This window comes from Pseudomonas sp. AC355, from assembly GCF_979258205.1.
Genome location: NZ_OZ409843.1, coordinates 205217 through 221287, shown reverse-complemented (window position 1 = coordinate 221287; position 16071 = coordinate 205217). Strand labels below are relative to the sequence as shown.

The 16071-nt window shown below is 60.8% G+C and carries 14 protein-coding genes and 4 tRNA genes; 3 read left to right on the top strand and 15 right to left on the bottom strand.

From position 1 onward, the window contains the following. Window positions 1-225 precede the first annotated feature (225 nt). Window positions 226-723: a DUF4124 domain-containing protein gene (locus ACZ0AI_RS01150; protein WP_463564190.1), complete on the top strand. Its 498-nt coding sequence runs from the start codon at window positions 226-228 to the stop codon at window positions 721-723. 43 nt (window positions 724-766) lie between these two features. Here the strand turns inward: ACZ0AI_RS01150 and ACZ0AI_RS01145 are convergent. The 15 genes from ACZ0AI_RS01145 to ACZ0AI_RS01075 form a co-directional block, all read right to left on the bottom strand. After that, window positions 767-843 (bottom strand) — tRNA-Arg (locus ACZ0AI_RS01145). 114 nt (window positions 844-957) lie between these two features. Further along, a tRNA-Arg gene (locus tag ACZ0AI_RS01140) sits at window positions 958-1034 on the bottom strand. Window positions 1035-1148: 114 nt separating this feature from the next. Further along, a tRNA-Arg gene (locus ACZ0AI_RS01135) sits at window positions 1149-1225 on the bottom strand. 72 nt (window positions 1226-1297) lie between these two features. Beyond that, window positions 1298-1388 (bottom strand) — tRNA-Ser (locus tag ACZ0AI_RS01130). A 61-nt stretch (window positions 1389-1449) separates the two neighbouring features. Further along, complete coding sequence (csrA, locus tag ACZ0AI_RS01125) at window positions 1450-1635, bottom strand: carbon storage regulator CsrA (RefSeq protein ID WP_013792214.1); 186 nt, start codon at window positions 1633-1635, stop codon at window positions 1450-1452. A gap of 182 nt (window positions 1636-1817) precedes the next feature. Further along, a complete protein-coding gene (locus tag ACZ0AI_RS01120; RefSeq protein WP_463564189.1) occupies window positions 1818-3056 on the bottom strand; it encodes an aspartate kinase in 1239 nt (412 codons plus the stop codon). Between the two features lie 111 nt (window positions 3057-3167). Beyond that, window positions 3168-5792 carry an alanine--tRNA ligase gene (gene alaS, locus ACZ0AI_RS01115; protein ID WP_463566211.1) on the bottom strand — a complete coding sequence of 875 codons (2625 nt, stop codon included), beginning with the start codon at window positions 5790-5792 and terminating at the stop codon, window positions 3168-3170. A gap of 223 nt (window positions 5793-6015) precedes the next feature. Beyond that, window positions 6016-7017, bottom strand: coding sequence for a low-specificity L-threonine aldolase (gene ltaE, locus ACZ0AI_RS01110; RefSeq protein ID WP_463564188.1), 1002 nt, complete (start codon window positions 7015-7017; stop codon window positions 6016-6018). 57 nt (window positions 7018-7074) lie between these two features. Continuing rightward, window positions 7075-8085: a succinylglutamate desuccinylase gene (gene astE, locus ACZ0AI_RS01105; RefSeq protein ID WP_463564187.1), complete on the bottom strand. Its 1011-nt coding sequence runs from the start codon at window positions 8083-8085 to the stop codon at window positions 7075-7077. Window positions 8086-8094: 9 nt separating this feature from the next. Continuing rightward, the gene (locus ACZ0AI_RS01100) at window positions 8095-8379 is read right to left on the bottom strand and encodes a topoisomerase II (protein ID WP_225830866.1); all 285 of its coding nucleotides are present in this window, start codon (window positions 8377-8379) and stop codon (window positions 8095-8097) included. Between the two features lie 41 nt (window positions 8380-8420). Further along, a complete protein-coding gene (astB, locus tag ACZ0AI_RS01095) occupies window positions 8421-9782 on the bottom strand; it encodes an N-succinylarginine dihydrolase (RefSeq protein WP_463564186.1) in 1362 nt (453 codons plus the stop codon). After that, window positions 9779-11242 carry a succinylglutamate-semialdehyde dehydrogenase gene (gene astD / locus ACZ0AI_RS01090; protein ID WP_463564185.1) on the bottom strand — a complete coding sequence of 488 codons (1464 nt, stop codon included), beginning with the start codon at window positions 11240-11242 and terminating at the stop codon, window positions 9779-9781. The genes astB and astD overlap by 4 nt, the downstream gene beginning before the upstream one ends. A gap of 139 nt (window positions 11243-11381) precedes the next feature. Next, the gene (gene astA, locus ACZ0AI_RS01085) at window positions 11382-12398 is read right to left on the bottom strand and encodes an arginine N-succinyltransferase (RefSeq protein ID WP_463564184.1); all 1017 of its coding nucleotides are present in this window, start codon (window positions 12396-12398) and stop codon (window positions 11382-11384) included. A gap of 52 nt (window positions 12399-12450) precedes the next feature. Continuing rightward, window positions 12451-13467 carry an arginine/ornithine succinyltransferase subunit alpha gene (gene aruF, locus ACZ0AI_RS01080; protein WP_463564183.1) on the bottom strand — a complete coding sequence of 339 codons (1017 nt, stop codon included), beginning with the start codon at window positions 13465-13467 and terminating at the stop codon, window positions 12451-12453. Between the two features lie 130 nt (window positions 13468-13597). Further along, window positions 13598-14821, bottom strand: a complete 1224-nt coding sequence (locus ACZ0AI_RS01075; RefSeq protein ID WP_463564182.1) for an aspartate aminotransferase family protein — start codon at window positions 14819-14821, stop codon at window positions 13598-13600. A gap of 477 nt (window positions 14822-15298) precedes the next feature. On the opposite strand from ACZ0AI_RS01075, the gene ACZ0AI_RS01070 reads away from it, so the two are divergent. Both ACZ0AI_RS01070 and ACZ0AI_RS01065 read left to right on the top strand, forming a co-directional pair. Continuing rightward, the gene (locus tag ACZ0AI_RS01070; RefSeq protein WP_463564181.1) at window positions 15299-15568 is read left to right on the top strand and encodes a hypothetical protein; all 270 of its coding nucleotides are present in this window, start codon (window positions 15299-15301) and stop codon (window positions 15566-15568) included. A gap of 139 nt (window positions 15569-15707) precedes the next feature. After that, window positions 15708-16070, top strand: coding sequence for a VOC family protein (locus tag ACZ0AI_RS01065; protein WP_463564180.1), 363 nt, complete (start codon window positions 15708-15710; stop codon window positions 16068-16070). Window position 16071: the final 1 nt, after the last annotated feature.

The window sequence follows — 16071 nt, the reverse complement described above, 5'->3', positions numbered from 1 at the left end:
TACTGGGTAAGTCCATGGTGAGGATCCACAAGCCCCGGCGGGGCTGACAGACGAATAATAACACGCTAATCAGCCATGTACGTGACAAAGGCATGGCAAGACAAGCGCTTGCAGCGTTTTCTTGAACCCGCCCACAGGAGTTCGAATAGTAATCACACAAGAAGATACCTGGCAGCCAGAAGTGCATCAGCTAAGCTTGCTCAGACACGTCACGGAGGACGCCACATGCATGGAATGCGCCGCGCAATCATCTGCGCCATATTGCTCTGCCCCACCCCACTGTTCGCCTCAAGTGTCTTTCGCTGCGAAGACGACAATGGTCACATCACCTTCACTCGGCACGGCTGCACGGAAAGCCAGCAACAGCAGATTCAGGACACCCATAATCCAAGACCCGGCAACGGAGCAGCCGTTCCGCTGGCGGTACCGCAACCCGCCATTAAAAGCGCAGCAGCCAACACCGCCAGCAGCTCGCTGACCGTGGTCGGCGAGCAGCAGGACGGCTGCGGCAATACCGTCACCGGCAACGCCAGGCGTGAAGCGATAATCAGAAAACAGGTGCGCACCGGCATGACCCGCGGCGACGTAGAAAGCGCTCTCGGCAAGCCTGAGCGCATCAGCCGCCGCAACGGTCAGACGACCTATCACTACGCCAGTAAATACAACAGCGAGCGGCGCACGGTGAGCTTCGACCACAACGACTGTGTGGCCGGAAAACGCTAGACAAAGAAAAAGGGCCTGCATCGCTGCAGGCCCTTCTTTTGTATGGTGGACCCAGGAGGATTCGAACCTCCGACCGCTCGGTTCGTAGCCGAGTACTCTATCCAGCTGAGCTATGAGTCCGTTACAGATCACCTGAAAGCCAACACTACGCTTTACATGTAACCTTTGGCACTTTTAAACCAGATCACCGCTGGCTGAAGCAAAATGGCCTGCATTACTGCAAGCCATTCAATATGGTGGACCCAGGAGGATTCGAACCTCCGACCGCTCGGTTCGTAGCCGAGTACTCTATCCAGCTGAGCTATGAGTCCGTTACAGATCAATTGAAAGCCAACACCACGCTTTACATGTGACCTTTGGCACTTTTAAACCAGATCACCGCTGGCTGAAACAAAATGGCCTGCATTGCTGCAAGCCATTCAATATGGTGAACCCAGGAGGATTCGAACCTCCGACCGCTCGGTTCGTAGCCGAGTACTCTATCCAGCTGAGCTATGAGTCCGCTTGGTGTTTTTAGACCAGATCACCGCTGGTTTTTTTGCCAACCTGGCTTAAAACCAGACCAACCAAATAATGGCGGAGAAGGGGGGATTCGAACCCCCGACACCCTTTTGAGGTGTACTCCCTTAGCAGGGGAGCGCCTTCGGCCACTCGGCCACCTCTCCGCAACACGGGGCGCATAATACTCATATTTCCCCCGCTTGCAAACCAAAATTTCGAGAAAAATTAGTGGTTTGGTTCTTCGCCCTTCTCTTTCTGGATGCGCTGGTAAATCTCTTCACGGTGCACGGCGACTTCCTTAGGCGCATTGACGCCAATCCGCACCTGATTACCTTTAACGCCCAACACGGTGACAGTGACTTCGTCACCCACCATCAGGGTCTCTCCGACCCGACGAGTCAGAATCAGCATTCCTTTCTCCTTACGGATTCAATTACGGACAACACGTCTGCAAGCAGTTGAAAAGCACCGGCCAAGATCGATACGAAATTGCCGACGCCCAGCTATTGACCAGCGTAGACGGACGGAAAGTTCCGCCAACACTAACCAAAAGTACAAAAGGCGCGGAAGAACCGCACCTTTTGCAGGATGCCTCAGTCGCCCTGACGGGCTGGTGCATCCAGCTCGAACGCAGTGTGCAGGGCACGCACGGCCAATTCCAGATATTTCTCTTCGATGACCACCGAGACCTTGATCTCCGAGGTAGAGATCATCTGAATATTGATGTTCTCCTTGGCCAGCGCTTCGAACATGCGACTGGCTACACCGGCGTGAGAGCGCATACCAACGCCGACAATGGATACCTTGGCGATGTTCACGTCACCTACCACCTCACGAGCCCCCAGATCGCGCGCAGTGGCCTCAAGCACCTGCTGGGCAGCCGGGTAGTCGTTGCGGTGCACGGTGAAGGTAAAATCGGTGGTGTTATCGTGCGCGACGTTCTGCACGATCATGTCCACTTCAATATTGGCGGAGCTGATCGGGCCAAGAATCTTGAAAGCAACGCCCGGCAGATCAGGTACGCCACGGATGGTCAGCTTGGCTTCGTCGCGGTTGAAGGCGATGCCGGAGATGATCGGCTGTTCCATGGATTCCTCTTCATCAATGGTAATGAGGGTGCCCGGCCCCTCTTGAAAGCTGTGCAGGACGCGCAGCGGGACGTTGTACTTGCCGGCGAATTCCACCGAGCGAATTTGCAACACTTTGGAACCCAGGCTGGCCATTTCCAGCATCTCTTCGAAGGTAATCTTCTCCAGACGCTGGGCTTTGGGAACGACCCGCGGATCGGTGGTGTAAACACCATCGACATCGGTGTAGATCTGGCACTCATCGGCCTTCAGGGCCGCTGCCAACGCCACGCCAGTGGTGTCGGAGCCACCACGCCCGAGGGTCGTGATATTGCCCTGCTCGTCGACACCCTGGAAGCCGGCAACCACCACCACACGACCAGCCTTGAGGTCAGCGCGGATGTTGGCGTCGTCGATGCTCAGGATGCGCGCCTTGGTATGCGAGCTGTCGGTCAGGATGCGCACCTGGCTACCGGTGTAAGACACAGCCGGCACACCAAGCCTGATCAGCGCCATAGCCAACAGCGCAATGGTCACCTGCTCGCCGGTGGACACCATCACGTCGAGCTCGCGCGCCACCGGCTGACCATCACTGATCTGCTTGGCCAGATCGATAAGGCGATTGGTCTCGCCGCTCATGGCGGACAACACGACGACGATGTCGTCACCCCTTTCGCGGAATTTCTTCACCTTCTCGGCGACCTGCGCGATTCGCTCGATGGTGCCGACGGAAGTACCGCCGAATTTCTGTACGATCAAAGCCATTTCAAAGCTGCCTCAGCCCGTGAAGGGCGCCCATTAAACAGACAACACCGCACACCACCACTCTGCTCACCGGGCATGGCAAGCAGCGTGGTCACGCTTGAGTTACGAGCCTTAGAGGCCCTGTTCGACGAACGGGCCGATCAGCGCCAGGGCGCCATCCAGTGCAGCCGCATCGACTCCACCGCCCTGCGCCATGTCCGGCCGACCACCGCCTTTGCCGCCAACTGCAGCGGCGGCCTGTTTCATCAAGTCGCCGGCCTTCAGCTTGCCAGTCAGATCCTGGGTCACGCCGGCCACCAGCACGACCTTATCGTCCTGCACGCCGCCGAGCAGGATCACCGCACTGCCGAGCTTGTTCTTCAATTGATCGACCAGCGCCAGCAGGCCCTTGCCATCCAGGCCGTCGATGCGCGCACTGAGCGTCTTGACACCCTTGATGTCCACGGCGGAACCGGCCAGATCGCTGCCAGCCGCACTGGCGGCCTTGGCCTTGAGCTGATCCAGCTCTTTCTCCAGTTGGCGATTGCGATCGAGTACGGCAGCAAGCTTGTCGAGCAGATTGTCGCGACTGCCCTTGACCAGCGCTGCGGCCTCTTTCAATTGCTCTTCCGCGCCATTCAGGTAGGCGAACGCCGCAGCGCCCGTGACCGCTTCGATGCGGCGCACACCGGCAGCAACACCGCCTTCGCTGAGGATCTTGAACACACCGATATCACCGGTACGGTTGGCGTGGATGCCGCCACACAGTTCGACGGAGAAACCGTCGCCCATGGTCAGCACGCGCACGTTGTCGCCGTACTTCTCACCGAACAGCGCCATGGCGCCTTTGGCCTTGGCTCTTTCGATATCCATCTCTTCGGTCTGTACCGGCGTATTGCGGCGCACTTCGCGGTTGACGATCTCTTCCAGCTCCTTGAGCTGTTCCGGCTTGATCGCCTCGAAGTGACTGAAGTCGAAGCGCAGGCGCTGGCTGTCCACCAGCGAGCCTTTCTGCTGCACGTGCTCGCCGAGCACCTGGCGCAGCGCAGCATGCAGCAGGTGAGTCGCCGAGTGATTGAGCCCGGTTGCAGTACGCACCGAGGCATCCACTTCGGCGTTGATCGAGGCACCAACGCTCAGGCTGCCCTTGCTGACCACACCGTGGTGCAACCATGCGCCGCCGACCTTGGTGGTGTCACGCACGTCGAAACGCACGCCAGGGCCCTCGAGGAAGCCACAGTCGCCGATCTGACCACCGGATTCAGCGTAGAACGGCGTCTGGTCGAGGACTACGACGCCCTCCTCGCCTTCGCTCAGGGTGTCGACGGATTGACCGTCGCGCAGCAGCACAAGCAGTTCACCGCTGGCGACAGTAGCTTTGTAACCGAGGAAACGGGTGTCGCTGTCGACCTTGACCAGGTTGTTGTAGTCCACACCGAAGGCGCTGGCGGAACGGGCACGTACACGCTGGGCGTCCATCTCGCGCTCGAAGCCGGCCTCGTCGAGAGTCAACTCGCGCTCACGGGCGATATCACCAGTCAGATCCATCGGGAAACCGTAGGTGTCATACAGCTTGAAGATCACCTCACCAGGAATCATCGTGCCGCTCAGTTCGGCGAGATCCTGCTCGAGGATCTTCAAGCCCTGCTCCAGGGTCTTGGCGAACTGCTCTTCTTCGGTCTTCAGCACGCGCTCGATGTGCGCCTGCTGCTGTTTCAATTCAGGGAAGGCTTCGCCCATCTCGCTGGCCAGCGCCGCGACGATCTTGTGGAAGAAGCTGCCCTTGGCGCCCAGCTTGTTGCCGTGACGGCAAGCGCGACGCACGATACGGCGCAGCACGTAGCCACGGCCTTCGTTGGACGGAGTGATGCCGTCAGCGATCAGGAAGCTGCAGGAGCGAATATGGTCGGCCACCACTTTCAGCGACGCGTCGCCGTTGTTGGCGCAGCCGATGGCCTGGGCGCTGGCGTTAAGCAGGCTCTGGAACAGGTCAATCTCGTAGTTCGAGTTGACGTGCTGCAGCACCGCGCTGACGCGCTCCAGGCCCATACCGGTGTCCACGCTCGGCGCCGGCAGCGGGTGCAGAACACCGTCAGCGGTGCGATTGAACTGCATGAACACGTTGTTCCAGATTTCGATATAACGGTCGCCGTCCTCTTCCGCGGAGCCGGGTGGGCCGCCCCAGATGTGATCGCCGTGGTCAAAGAAGATCTCGGTGCACGGGCCGCACGGGCCGGTGTCGCCCATGGTCCAGAAGTTGTCGGAGGCATACGGCGCGCCCTTGTTGTCGCCAATGCGGATCATCCGCTCGGCCGGCACACCGACTTCCTTGTTCCAGATGTCGTAAGCCTCGTCATCGGTGGCATAGACCGTAACCCAGAGCTTTTCCTTGGGCAGGTTCAGCCACTTTTCGCCGGTGAGGAACTCCCAGGCGAAGTGGATGGCATCACGCTTGAAATAGTCGCCAAAGCTGAAGTTGCCGAGCATTTCGAAGAAGGTGTGGTGACGCGCGGTATAGCCGACGTTTTCCAAATCGTTGTGTTTGCCGCCCGCGCGCACACACTTCTGGCTGCTCGCAGCGCGTGTGTAGGCGCGCTTTTCCAGGCCCAGGAAGCAGTCCTTGAACTGGTTCATGCCGGCGTTGGTGAACAGCAACGTTGGATCGTTGTTCGGAATCAGGGAGCTGGAAGCGACACGGGTGTGCCCCTTCTCTTCGAAGAAGCTCAGGAAAGCTTCACGGATTTCTGCGCTTTTCATTGGCATTTTCCAGGAAAACAGGCGGCCACGGCGAAGCCGGCAAAAGCCCGCATTATATCGGGCTTGTCCGTGGCGGCTAGGGCATAGCCTGAATTATTTGCCAACCGCTCAATAACCGGAAATCACTGACCTGCAACGATGACCGGGAATCAGAGTGGCTCACCTGGTGCAACTCACGACCATCGTTCTGCCAGCAGGAAAGCCTGACTAGCAACTGAGTGGCTCAGCGCCGAAAAGTGGCAAAAGCCTCGATCACCTGGCCAATGGCATCAGCACTGACATCCATATGCGTGACCATACGCAAACGTGGCGCGGCGCTTAAGCGGATACCTCGCTCAGCACAGAAGGCTTTCAGCGTATCGGCACGCTCACCGAGCTGCACGTAGACCATATTGGTCTGCACCGGCTCGACGGAGTAGCCCAGCTCACGCAGGCCAGCGGCCAGGCAGTCGGCGTTGGCGTGATCCTCGACCAGGCGCTCGACCTGGTGATCCAGCGCATACTGACCGGCAGCGGCCAACACGCCCGCCTGACGCATACCGCCACCGACCATCTTGCGCAGGCGCCGAGCCTTGGCGATCAGCGCCTCGCTACCACACAGCACGGAACCCACCGGCGCGCCCAGGCCCTTAGACAGGCACACAGAGACTGAATCGAAATACTGGGTGATTTCACCCGCCTCGACACCCAGTTTGACGGCAGCATTGAACAGCCGCGCGCCATCGAGGTGTAGCGCCAATCCTTTGTTGCGCGTGAAGGCGCGGGCGTCTGCCAAATACTCCAGGGGCAGCACCTTGCCCTGCATGGTGTTTTCCAACGCCAGCAAGCGGGTGCGGGCGAAATGAAAGTCGTCCTGCTTGATCGCCGCTTCGACGCGCGCCAGATCCAGAGAACCGTCCAGCTCCATGTCCAGTGGCTGGGGCTGGATCGAGCCGAGGACGGCGGCGCCACCGCCTTCGTACTTATAGGTATGTGCTTGCTGGCCGACGATGTATTCGTCGCCGCGCTCGCAGTGGGCCATCAAACCGAGCAGGTTGCTCATGGTGCCGGTCGGCACGAACAGCGCAGCAGCAAAGCCGAGTTGCTGCGCAAGGCGCTGTTCCAGGCGGTTGACGGTTGGATCTTCGCCGTACACGTCATCGCCCAGCTCAGCGGACAGCATTGCGTCACGCATGCCGGCGGTAGGTTGGGTGACGGTGTCGCTACGCAGATCGATGATGGGCATATGCACTCCTGTGCGAGCAGATAAACGAAAAATAGAATGCGCCGCCCTTATGGGGGATCACGCCAACAGCGAGGCGTCGGCCGGAACAATCAGGATGCCGGCGCGCTGGCCGTTATGCACTTTGGGGTTGGGGAAAATGATTCGTGCGCCCTGCTCCTCCACGACCCAGCGGCTGCTGGCCAAGTCCTCGGCCAACAGGTAACCGGGCGCCAGTTCGGTGAAGTTTTCCACATCTGTTGGAAGATGCAGGGTAAAGGCATCGCTGTGCTTGATCACCTCGCGAGCGAAGGAGAACAGTTGCAGACGCTCAATTGCCGCCTCCTCGACCGCCGGCTCGCGCCCCTCGATGAGGGCTTGCAAGCGCAGTTCCAGACGATCCAGGTTGACCAGCTCATTGTGGCCGAACGGCCGGGCCTTGCCCAATTCCAGAGTGAAGGCCTCGGCACCCAACTGAGCGTAGGTGTAAGCACTGAAGGTGGTTGATGGGCGACTCTGCAGGAGCACCGCGTCGATACCCGCCGCCTGCAGCCGTGCGCATTCACGTCGAGATTGGCGACGCCCTTCAGCCCAGGGATAAAGGGCGAACTGTTCGATGCGCGAAGCGCGGATAGCAGTATGCAGGTCGTAATGCAGGCGAGTGCGCGCAGCATCAGCAAAGAACGATGCCGCCAGATGCTCCAACTCGCAGGCGCGCATCGCCTCGCCACCGCTACTGAGCTCGTGCCGGCCGCTGAACAACCGGTTGATATCCTGCTCAACGAAGCGAACGCCACGGCGCATCGCTGCGGGATTGCCGAACAGCAGCAACAGGCGTGCCCGCGGCTGCAGTTCATTGCGAGCAATACTGCACAGCAGGCGGTCGAGTAGTTCGATAGGGGCTGTTTCATTGCCATGGATACCCGCCGAGAGCAGTAGATCCATGCCATTGTCGCGACCGCAGGCCGGGGTGATTTCAAGTGCACCCTCGGCCAGCCATCGCAGGCGCGTGCCCTCCGGCGCCAGCTGGATCTTCGAGGCGGGTTCATAACCGGCCAGGGTCAGTTCGAGCAGGTTACCGAGGGCAAGCATAGGGTTTCCTCAGTGATTGCAGTCTGGGCCGTGGACATGGTCATCATCAGCGTCGTCTGCAGCTGGCTCCATTTCAAGTTCCAGACTGACCAGATTGGTGGCCAGTGGACGTAGCAGCAGGTTGGCGTATTCAGTGTCACCCTCGGCGACGTCAACGCCGATCATCAGTTGGCCATTGCCGACCTGCTGGATCCACACTTCCTTGCCCTGCCAGAGCACGGCAAAACGGGTGCACGAGGTTTCCAGCTGGGTGCCGTCGCTATCTTCGAGAATCAGTTGCAGGGCGTCGCTCATAAGTACTCCAGGTTCAGTAACGGCTCGAAGTGCGAGCCTATTCAGTTCAATTGAAAGGGATAAACCGCGCCCAACTCAAGGATCTGGGTCAACTCATCCAGTGCGCTGCGGCATTCGGTCAGCAACTGTGGGTCGGCCAGATCACTTTCGCTCAGGCGATCCCGGTAATGATGATCGACCCACTTTAGCAGCCGCTCATAAAGCGCGGGCGTCATCATCACGCCTGGGTTCATCGCCGCCAGTTCCTCGGCGTTAAGGGCCACCCGCAAACGCAGACAGGCTGGACCACCACCATTCTGCATGCTCTGCTTCAGGTCGAATGCACGTACTTCAGCAATCGGCCCATTGCTGCCCAGCAGCGTTTGCAGGTAGGCCCAAACGCGCTGATTACCACGGCATTCTTCGGGCACCACCAACAACATACGACCATCTGCTCGGGTCAGCAGCTGGCTGTTGAATAGATAGGAACGTACCGCGTCTTCGACCCCCAACGCATGCCGCGGCACGCACACCGGCTGCAGCTGCCCGCCAAGCCGCGCCAACTTGTCGCCGAGCTCGCCAATGACCCGCGCACTATCGAGAAAGGCATCCTCGTGGTGAAACAACACTTGGCCGTTACCCACCGCAATCACATCATTGTGGAACACGCCCTGATCGACCACGGCGGGATTCTGCTGCGCATACACCACAGCGCTATCGCTGAGGCCGTGCAGGCGTGCCACTGACTGCGACGCTTCCAGGGTCTGCCGTGCGGGATAGCGCTGGGGGGCCGGTAGGCGCAGGTCGAAAGCGCTACGGCCGAAGACGAAAAACTCCACGCCAGGCTCGCCATAGTCACGGCACAAACGGGTGTGGTTGGCGGCCCCTTCGTCTCCGAACTGGCTGACCGCAGGCAAGGCCGCGTGGTGGGCGAAATAGCGCTCGTCATTGAACATTGCTGCCAGCACGCGGCTGGTGGTCGGGTGCTCGATGGAGCGGTGAAACTTGCAGTTGAGGTTGGCCGCCGTGAAATGCACGCGACCATCAGCCGTGTCGGCACTGGGGCTGACCGTGGCGGCGTTGGCCGTCCACATGCTCGACGCCGAACAACTGGCGACCAGCAGCGGCATGGCTTCGCGCGCTGCCTTCTCGATGACCTGGGCGTCACTACCACTGAAACCGCAGCGCCGCAGCGCCTGCACATCGGGCCGTTCCTGAGGCGCCAGCACGGCCTGGGCAAAGCCCATGTCCATCAGTGCTTTCATTTTCGCCAAACCCTGGCGAGCGGCCTCACGCGGGCTGGAGGCTACTTGACCATTGTTCTGCGAAGCCACATTGCCGTAAGACAAACCGCCGTAGTTATGCGTCGGGCCCACCAAACCATCGATGTTCAGCTCACAAGCCGCAGCGACCTGGCGACTCATAGACTGACTCCCGGCGCCAGGCTATCCGGCAACACGAGCTGCTCGCTTTCCAGCGAAGCAACCGGATAGGCGCAGTAATCCGCCGCGTAATAAGCGCTCGGGCGATGATTGCCCGAGGCACCGATACCACCGAACGGTGCGCTACTGGCGGCGCCGGTCAGCGGTTTGTTCCAGTTGACGATGCCGGCACGGCTGCGCAGCCAGAAGTACTCATAGCGCTCGCGGGAATCAGACAGCAGCCCGGCGGCGAGACCGAAACGGGTGGCGTTGGCCTGCGCGATGGCCGAGTCGAAATCACCATAGCGAATCACTTGCAGCAGTGGCCCAAAGACCTCCTCGTCGAAGCGCGGCTGTACGGCCGTCACGTCGATGATCCCCGGTGTCAGCAACGCTGCGCCTTCGAGAGGCTGGCTCATATCCAGTAGCGGTCGTGCCCCCTTGTCGACCAACCGTGTCTGGATCTTGAGCAGATGCTGGGCGGCGTCCAGGGAAATCACCGCGCCCATGAAAGGCGCCGGTTGGGCGTTAAAGGCACCGACTTTGATGCTTGCCGCCACGCTCACCAGCCGCGCCAGCAAGGCATCGCCCCAGGTGCCTTCCGGCACCAGCAAGCGTCGCGCGCAGGTACAACGCTGTCCGGCTGAGAGGAAGGCGGATTGAATGATGCAGTACACGGCCGCGTCGATATCGGCGACCTGCTCGACGATCAGTGGGTTATTGCCACCCATTTCCAGGGCGAGGATGGTCTCCGGACGGCCGCCGAACTGGGCGTGCAAGAGATTGCCCGTGCGGCTGGAACCGGTGAAGAACAGACCATCGATGCCAGGATTTGCCGCCAGCGCGATACCAGTATCACGCGCGCCTTGCACCAGGTTCAGTACACCTGTCGGCAAGCCGGCCTCGATCCAGCACTTGAGCGTCAGCTCGGCCACCTTCGGCGTTTGCTCACTGGGTTTGAACACGACGGTGTTACCGGCGAGCAACGCTGGGACAATATGCCCATTGGGTAGATGACCCGGAAAATTGTACGGGCCAAATACCGCCACAACGCCATGGGGTTTATGCCGCAGCACCGTGCTGGCATCACCCTGCACGCCGTGTTTACTACCCGTGCGCTCGCCGTGACTCTGTGACGAGATGGCCACCTTATTGATCATGCTGGCGACTTCGGTAGCGGCTTCCCACAACGGTTTGCCAGTCTCTTCGCCAATGGCGTGCGCGAGGTCACCCTGCCTAGCCTTGAGCACCGTGGCAAAACGCTCGAGCAGCGTGATTCGCTCACTCAATGGCACGGCAGCCCATGCAGGAAATGCATCGCGAGCTGCCTGCACGGCGGCCTCGACCTGCTCGGCATTAGCTTCGCGGCCCACCCAGAGCACCTGCTGGCTGACCGGGTCGAGGGATTCCAGGGTATTGCCCTGTCCTATCTGCCAGAGACCTGCAATGTAATGCGTGCTCATGGTCTATCACTCCAGGCTTCACGGTTCGACTGGCCATCACCAGGCGATGGCCTTGTCTGTATAACGGCTGCCGCTCTATGGCGGCATCACCGGTCGGGGCAGACGGCACGTCGCCCCTGATCACATCAAAAACAGGGGCTCAGGCTTGTGCGGCCAACGCCACGGCCCGCACCTGATCACCCACGTTCAGGCGCAAGCGCCTCGCCGTGAGGGGATCGACCACCAGCGTGCCAGCCGCCATGCGCGCGCGCGCCACGGTGATGCGGCAGTCCTCGCGCTTGCGGTTGTGCACCATGTACACCGGCGCATCGTCCCCTGGCGTACCGATGGCCAGTACCAGCAACTGGCTGTCGCGAATCGCCCGTATCTTCGCGGTTTCTGCCTCGATGGCCGGGCCGGCATCAAAGATGTCGACATAACCCTGATAGCTGAAACCTTCCGACTTGAGCATCGCCAGCGCCGGCTCGGTATCCGGGTGCACGCGGCCAATCACCTCGCGCGCGGCCTCGGACAGGAAGCAGGTGTACAGCGGGAACCTGGGCATCAGCTCGGCAATGAACGCCTTGTTGCCGACGCCGGTGAGGTAGTCCGCCTGGGAGAACTCCATGCGGAAGAAGTGCCGCCCGAGGCATTCCCAGAAGGGCGAACGACCCTGTTCGTCGGACACGCCGCGCATCTCGGCGATGATCTTGTCGCCGAACTGCTCACGAAACTCGGCGATGAACAGGAAACGCGCCTTGGACAGCAGGCGCCCGTTCAGCCCGGTGCGGTGATCGGCATGCAGGAACAGCGAGCACAGTTCGGAATGGCCGGTCAGGTCATTGGCCAGAAACAGCGTTGGCACCTGACGGTGGATGTTCAATTCCTGGGAAGCGCAAACCGTCAGGCCGACCCGGTAGTTGTACCAGGACTCACGCAACCCCACCCCGCCGGCAATCGCGGAGATGCCCAGCACACGGCCGTCGTCGTCCTCGAGTACGAACATGTAGTCGCAATCGCCGCGCTCGGCCTCGCCGCGAAAGGTCTTCTCGGCACGGCCGACCCGGTAGGCCAGGCGTGCCTCGTTGGCCGGCAAGGTGGTCAACCCGGTGCCCGTGCTGCGCGCCAGGTCAATCAGCGCCGGCAGGTCACCGGCACGTACGGAGCGAACGATCATGATGCCTCCAGAAAACTGCGGGCCAGACAGGTGGCATTCATCATTGACACCTTCATACCGCCACCAGCCTTACCTGACCGCCTTCGGCGACGCCGAGCGTCTGTGCGGTGAGCGGATCGAGCACCGCGGGCTGACCGGGCGCCCAGTTCAGCTCGGCGATCACCGCGCGAAAGCCCTGCAACTGTTCGTTGCTGACCAGATAGGGCCGCCCGCCGCCGTCGGCTTCGCCGAGCACGATTGGCACAACCACGCTCTGGGCAATGGAACGAATGCCAGAGATCCGCGCATGCAGGGTCGGGCCACCGTCGAAGATGTCGATGTAATGGTCGGTCTCGAAGCCATCACGCATAAGGATGTCGAAGGACACCTGCGCACGCGGATGCACCAGGCCCATGGACTCCTGCGCAGAATCCGGCAACAGCGGCACGTAGATCGGGTAATGGGGCATCAGCTCGGCGAGGTAAGCGCGGCTGCGCAAGCCACACAGGCGTTCGGCTTCGCCATAGCTCATACCGAAGAAATGCCGGCCCACCGCATCCCAGAACGGCGACTCGCCGGCGTCGTCGCTCTCGCCGACGATCTCCACCACCATGGCATCGGCGAACCGCTCCGGGTGGCAGGCCGCGAACAGCAGGCGCGCGCGGGAGTTGAGCTCGGACCAGACACTGTCGACCAGCGAGCGCTCGACGTAGAAGCTGGTCAGCAGGCTGTTGCCGGTCAGGTCGTGGCACAGCGAAAGCACATGAATCTTGTTGTGGATCTTCAGCTCTCGGGAATTGTGAACGAAGGTCTCGTTGCGAAAGCTGTAGAACGGCTCGGAATAGCCGGCCGAGGCGACGATGCCGGAGCAGCCGACCAGGCGCCCGGACTCGCTGTCCTCGAGCACGAAGAAATAGCGCTCCTCGCCGTTGAAGCTCACTTCAGCCGCAAACGAGGCCTCGGAGGCGGCGATCTTGTCGCGCAGCCGCTCGGCGTTGTCCGGCAACGAGGTGACCCCTACCGGGCTGTCGGCAGCCAGGCGCTGCACTTCAGCGAGGTCGGTCATTCGCGCAGGGCGCATAACCAGCATGGTGTCACTCCTTCAGCAGAGCCCGGGCACAGCAGTCCCGGCGGCGAGAACCATCATCCATGGAGCCGACCGGAATATCCGCTCGGCTGGACAAAAGCACTGGTGGCACTCGGGCCACCAGCAAGGCAGGTCAGGCAGCGGCAACCACTTTGGCCACTGCGCGCTCAAAGCGATCCAGACCTTCATCGATATCGCTATCTTCGACCACCAGGCTCGGTGCGAAACGCACCACGTCCGGCCCGGCCTGAAGAATCATCAGGTTCTCTTCGGCAGCTGCGTCGAAGAAGGCACGCGCCTTGCCCTTCCACGCATCGGATAGCACCGCACCAATCAACAGCCCCATGCCGCGCACGCCGGAGAACACCCCGTACTGCTCGCCAATCTGCTCGAGGCGCGCCTTGAAGCGCTGGTGCTTGGCTTTCACACCGTCCAGTACTTCAGGCGTATTGACCACGTCGAGCACCGCCTCGGCCACCGCGCAACCCAGCGGGTTACCGCCATAGGTGGTGCCGTGGGTGCCTACCGCCAGATGGCTGGCCAGTGCTTCGGTGGTGAGCATGGCCGCAATCGGGAAACCGCCACCCAGGCTCTTGGCGCTGGACAGCACGTCTGGCGTCACGCCGTAGTGCTGGTAGGCGAACAGGTGGCCGCTACGGCCCAGGCCGCTCTGTACTTCGTCGAACACCAGCAGGGCATTGTGTTGATCACACAGCTCGCGAGCACCCTGCAGATAAGCCAGATCCGCCGGCAGCACGCCGCCCTCGCCCTGAATGGGCTCCAGCACCACGGCGCAGGTTTTGTCGCTGATCGCGGCCTTGAGCGCTTCGAGGTCGTTGTAGGGCACGTGGGTGATGCCCTGAATCTTCGGCCCGAAGCCATCGGAGTATTTCGGCTGGCCACCCACGCTCACGGTGAACAAGGTGCGCCCGTGAAAGCTGTTGGTAGCGGCGATGATCTCGTACTTTTCGGCGCCAAAACGATCGTGAGCCACACGACGCGCCAGCTTGAAGGCCGCCTCGTTGGCTTCCGCGCCCGAGTTGCAGAGGAACACACGTTCGGCGAAGGTGGCCTCGACCAGCTTCTTCGCCAGGCGCAACGCCGGCTCGTTGGTGAATACGTTGGAAACGTGCCACAGGGTATTGGCCTGTTCGGTCAGGGCCTTCACCAGCGCCGGGTGCGCATGGCCCAGCACGTTGACGGCGATGCCACCGGAAAAGTCGATCAGCTCACGACCGCTCTGATCCCAGACGCGCGAACCGGCACCGCGCACCGGCACGAATGCCGCAGGCGCGTAGCTGGGCACCATCACCTGGTCGAAATCGGCGCGTTGCACCGGGTCGTGCTGAACGGACATCGGAACTCTCCTGACAAGACACGCCGGCACGATAGGGCCAGCGATGCGAAAGATTGTAGGGGGCGCTCGAGGGTCAGCATTGCCGGCATGCGACAACTTCTTACAGCGCCAACCCAGGCTCCAGACGCTCGCGAAAAAGCCGCAGGCGGCGTCGGTGAGGCGCAGTTTAAACGTTGCCGCTATCTGGACGCACGGGGTCGCAGATATTTAACCATTCAAGCGCCGTGAACAGCCGCTGCATACTGCCCGACGGCGCGTGACAAACGGCATCTCGATTTAAAACGCACACATGAAAATTATTTGCATCCAAGCCTCTGCAGCATATTGCCAGGGCCTGGAGTGACGGTGATATCATTTTGCTCGCAGCACGACTTCCATTCGTGAACGGCGTCCGACAGTGAACCATCAAGGATCTGATGGCCTGTCGCAGTTTTACCCAACGCAATGCATCGACTCGTCCAGTCAAGGAAGCGCGAGATGACCCCGAAAGAACAACAACTCACCGAACTGCTCACCCTCACCTCACGCAGCATCACGCACATGACGGCGGCAATGACCGCGCTGTCATTCGATCTACTGCGCAGCGATGACAGCGGCGTTCGCTCCGCCGCCTCGAAGATGATCACCCGTCTTGGCGCAGTCAGCCAGGAACTCGATCAGCAATGGGCGCTGATTCGCGAGCTGACCGGCATCGAAGCTCCGGATCGGCACGACAGCATCGAAGAAGTCCATCTTCACACCGCCTGATTCGGATAACGTCCTGCTCAGGCCGACACGTGTATAAGCTGTCGGCCTTCAACGCATTCAACCTACTGACTTTTTTGCTGGCCAGATGCACGCCATAGCGGATGCGGCCTGCTCGTACTCTATTACAGGAACTGCATCGATGAGCGCCCCCAGTACCCGAGTCATGCTGTATGCCAATGATCCGGGCAAGACCTGCGCGTTTTATGAGCGCCATTTCGGGTTCGTGAGCAGCGCGGAAGATCAGGGCGTGATCGAACTGCACCACCCTCGCGGCGGGCTGATCCTGCTGGTGCACCGTGCAGCCGTATCACTGAAAGGCAACCAGGCCCGCGTGAAGCTGGTGTTCGATGTGGAACACCTCGAGGCCTTCCGCAGCCGCGCCCTGAGCAATGGCCTGGAGTTCGGCCCGATACACCAGGGCGAGGGCTATGGCTTCGCCAACAGCAAGGATCCGGACGGCAATGGCGTAAGCATCTCCAGCCGGGCGTTTCGCTCGCGATAAA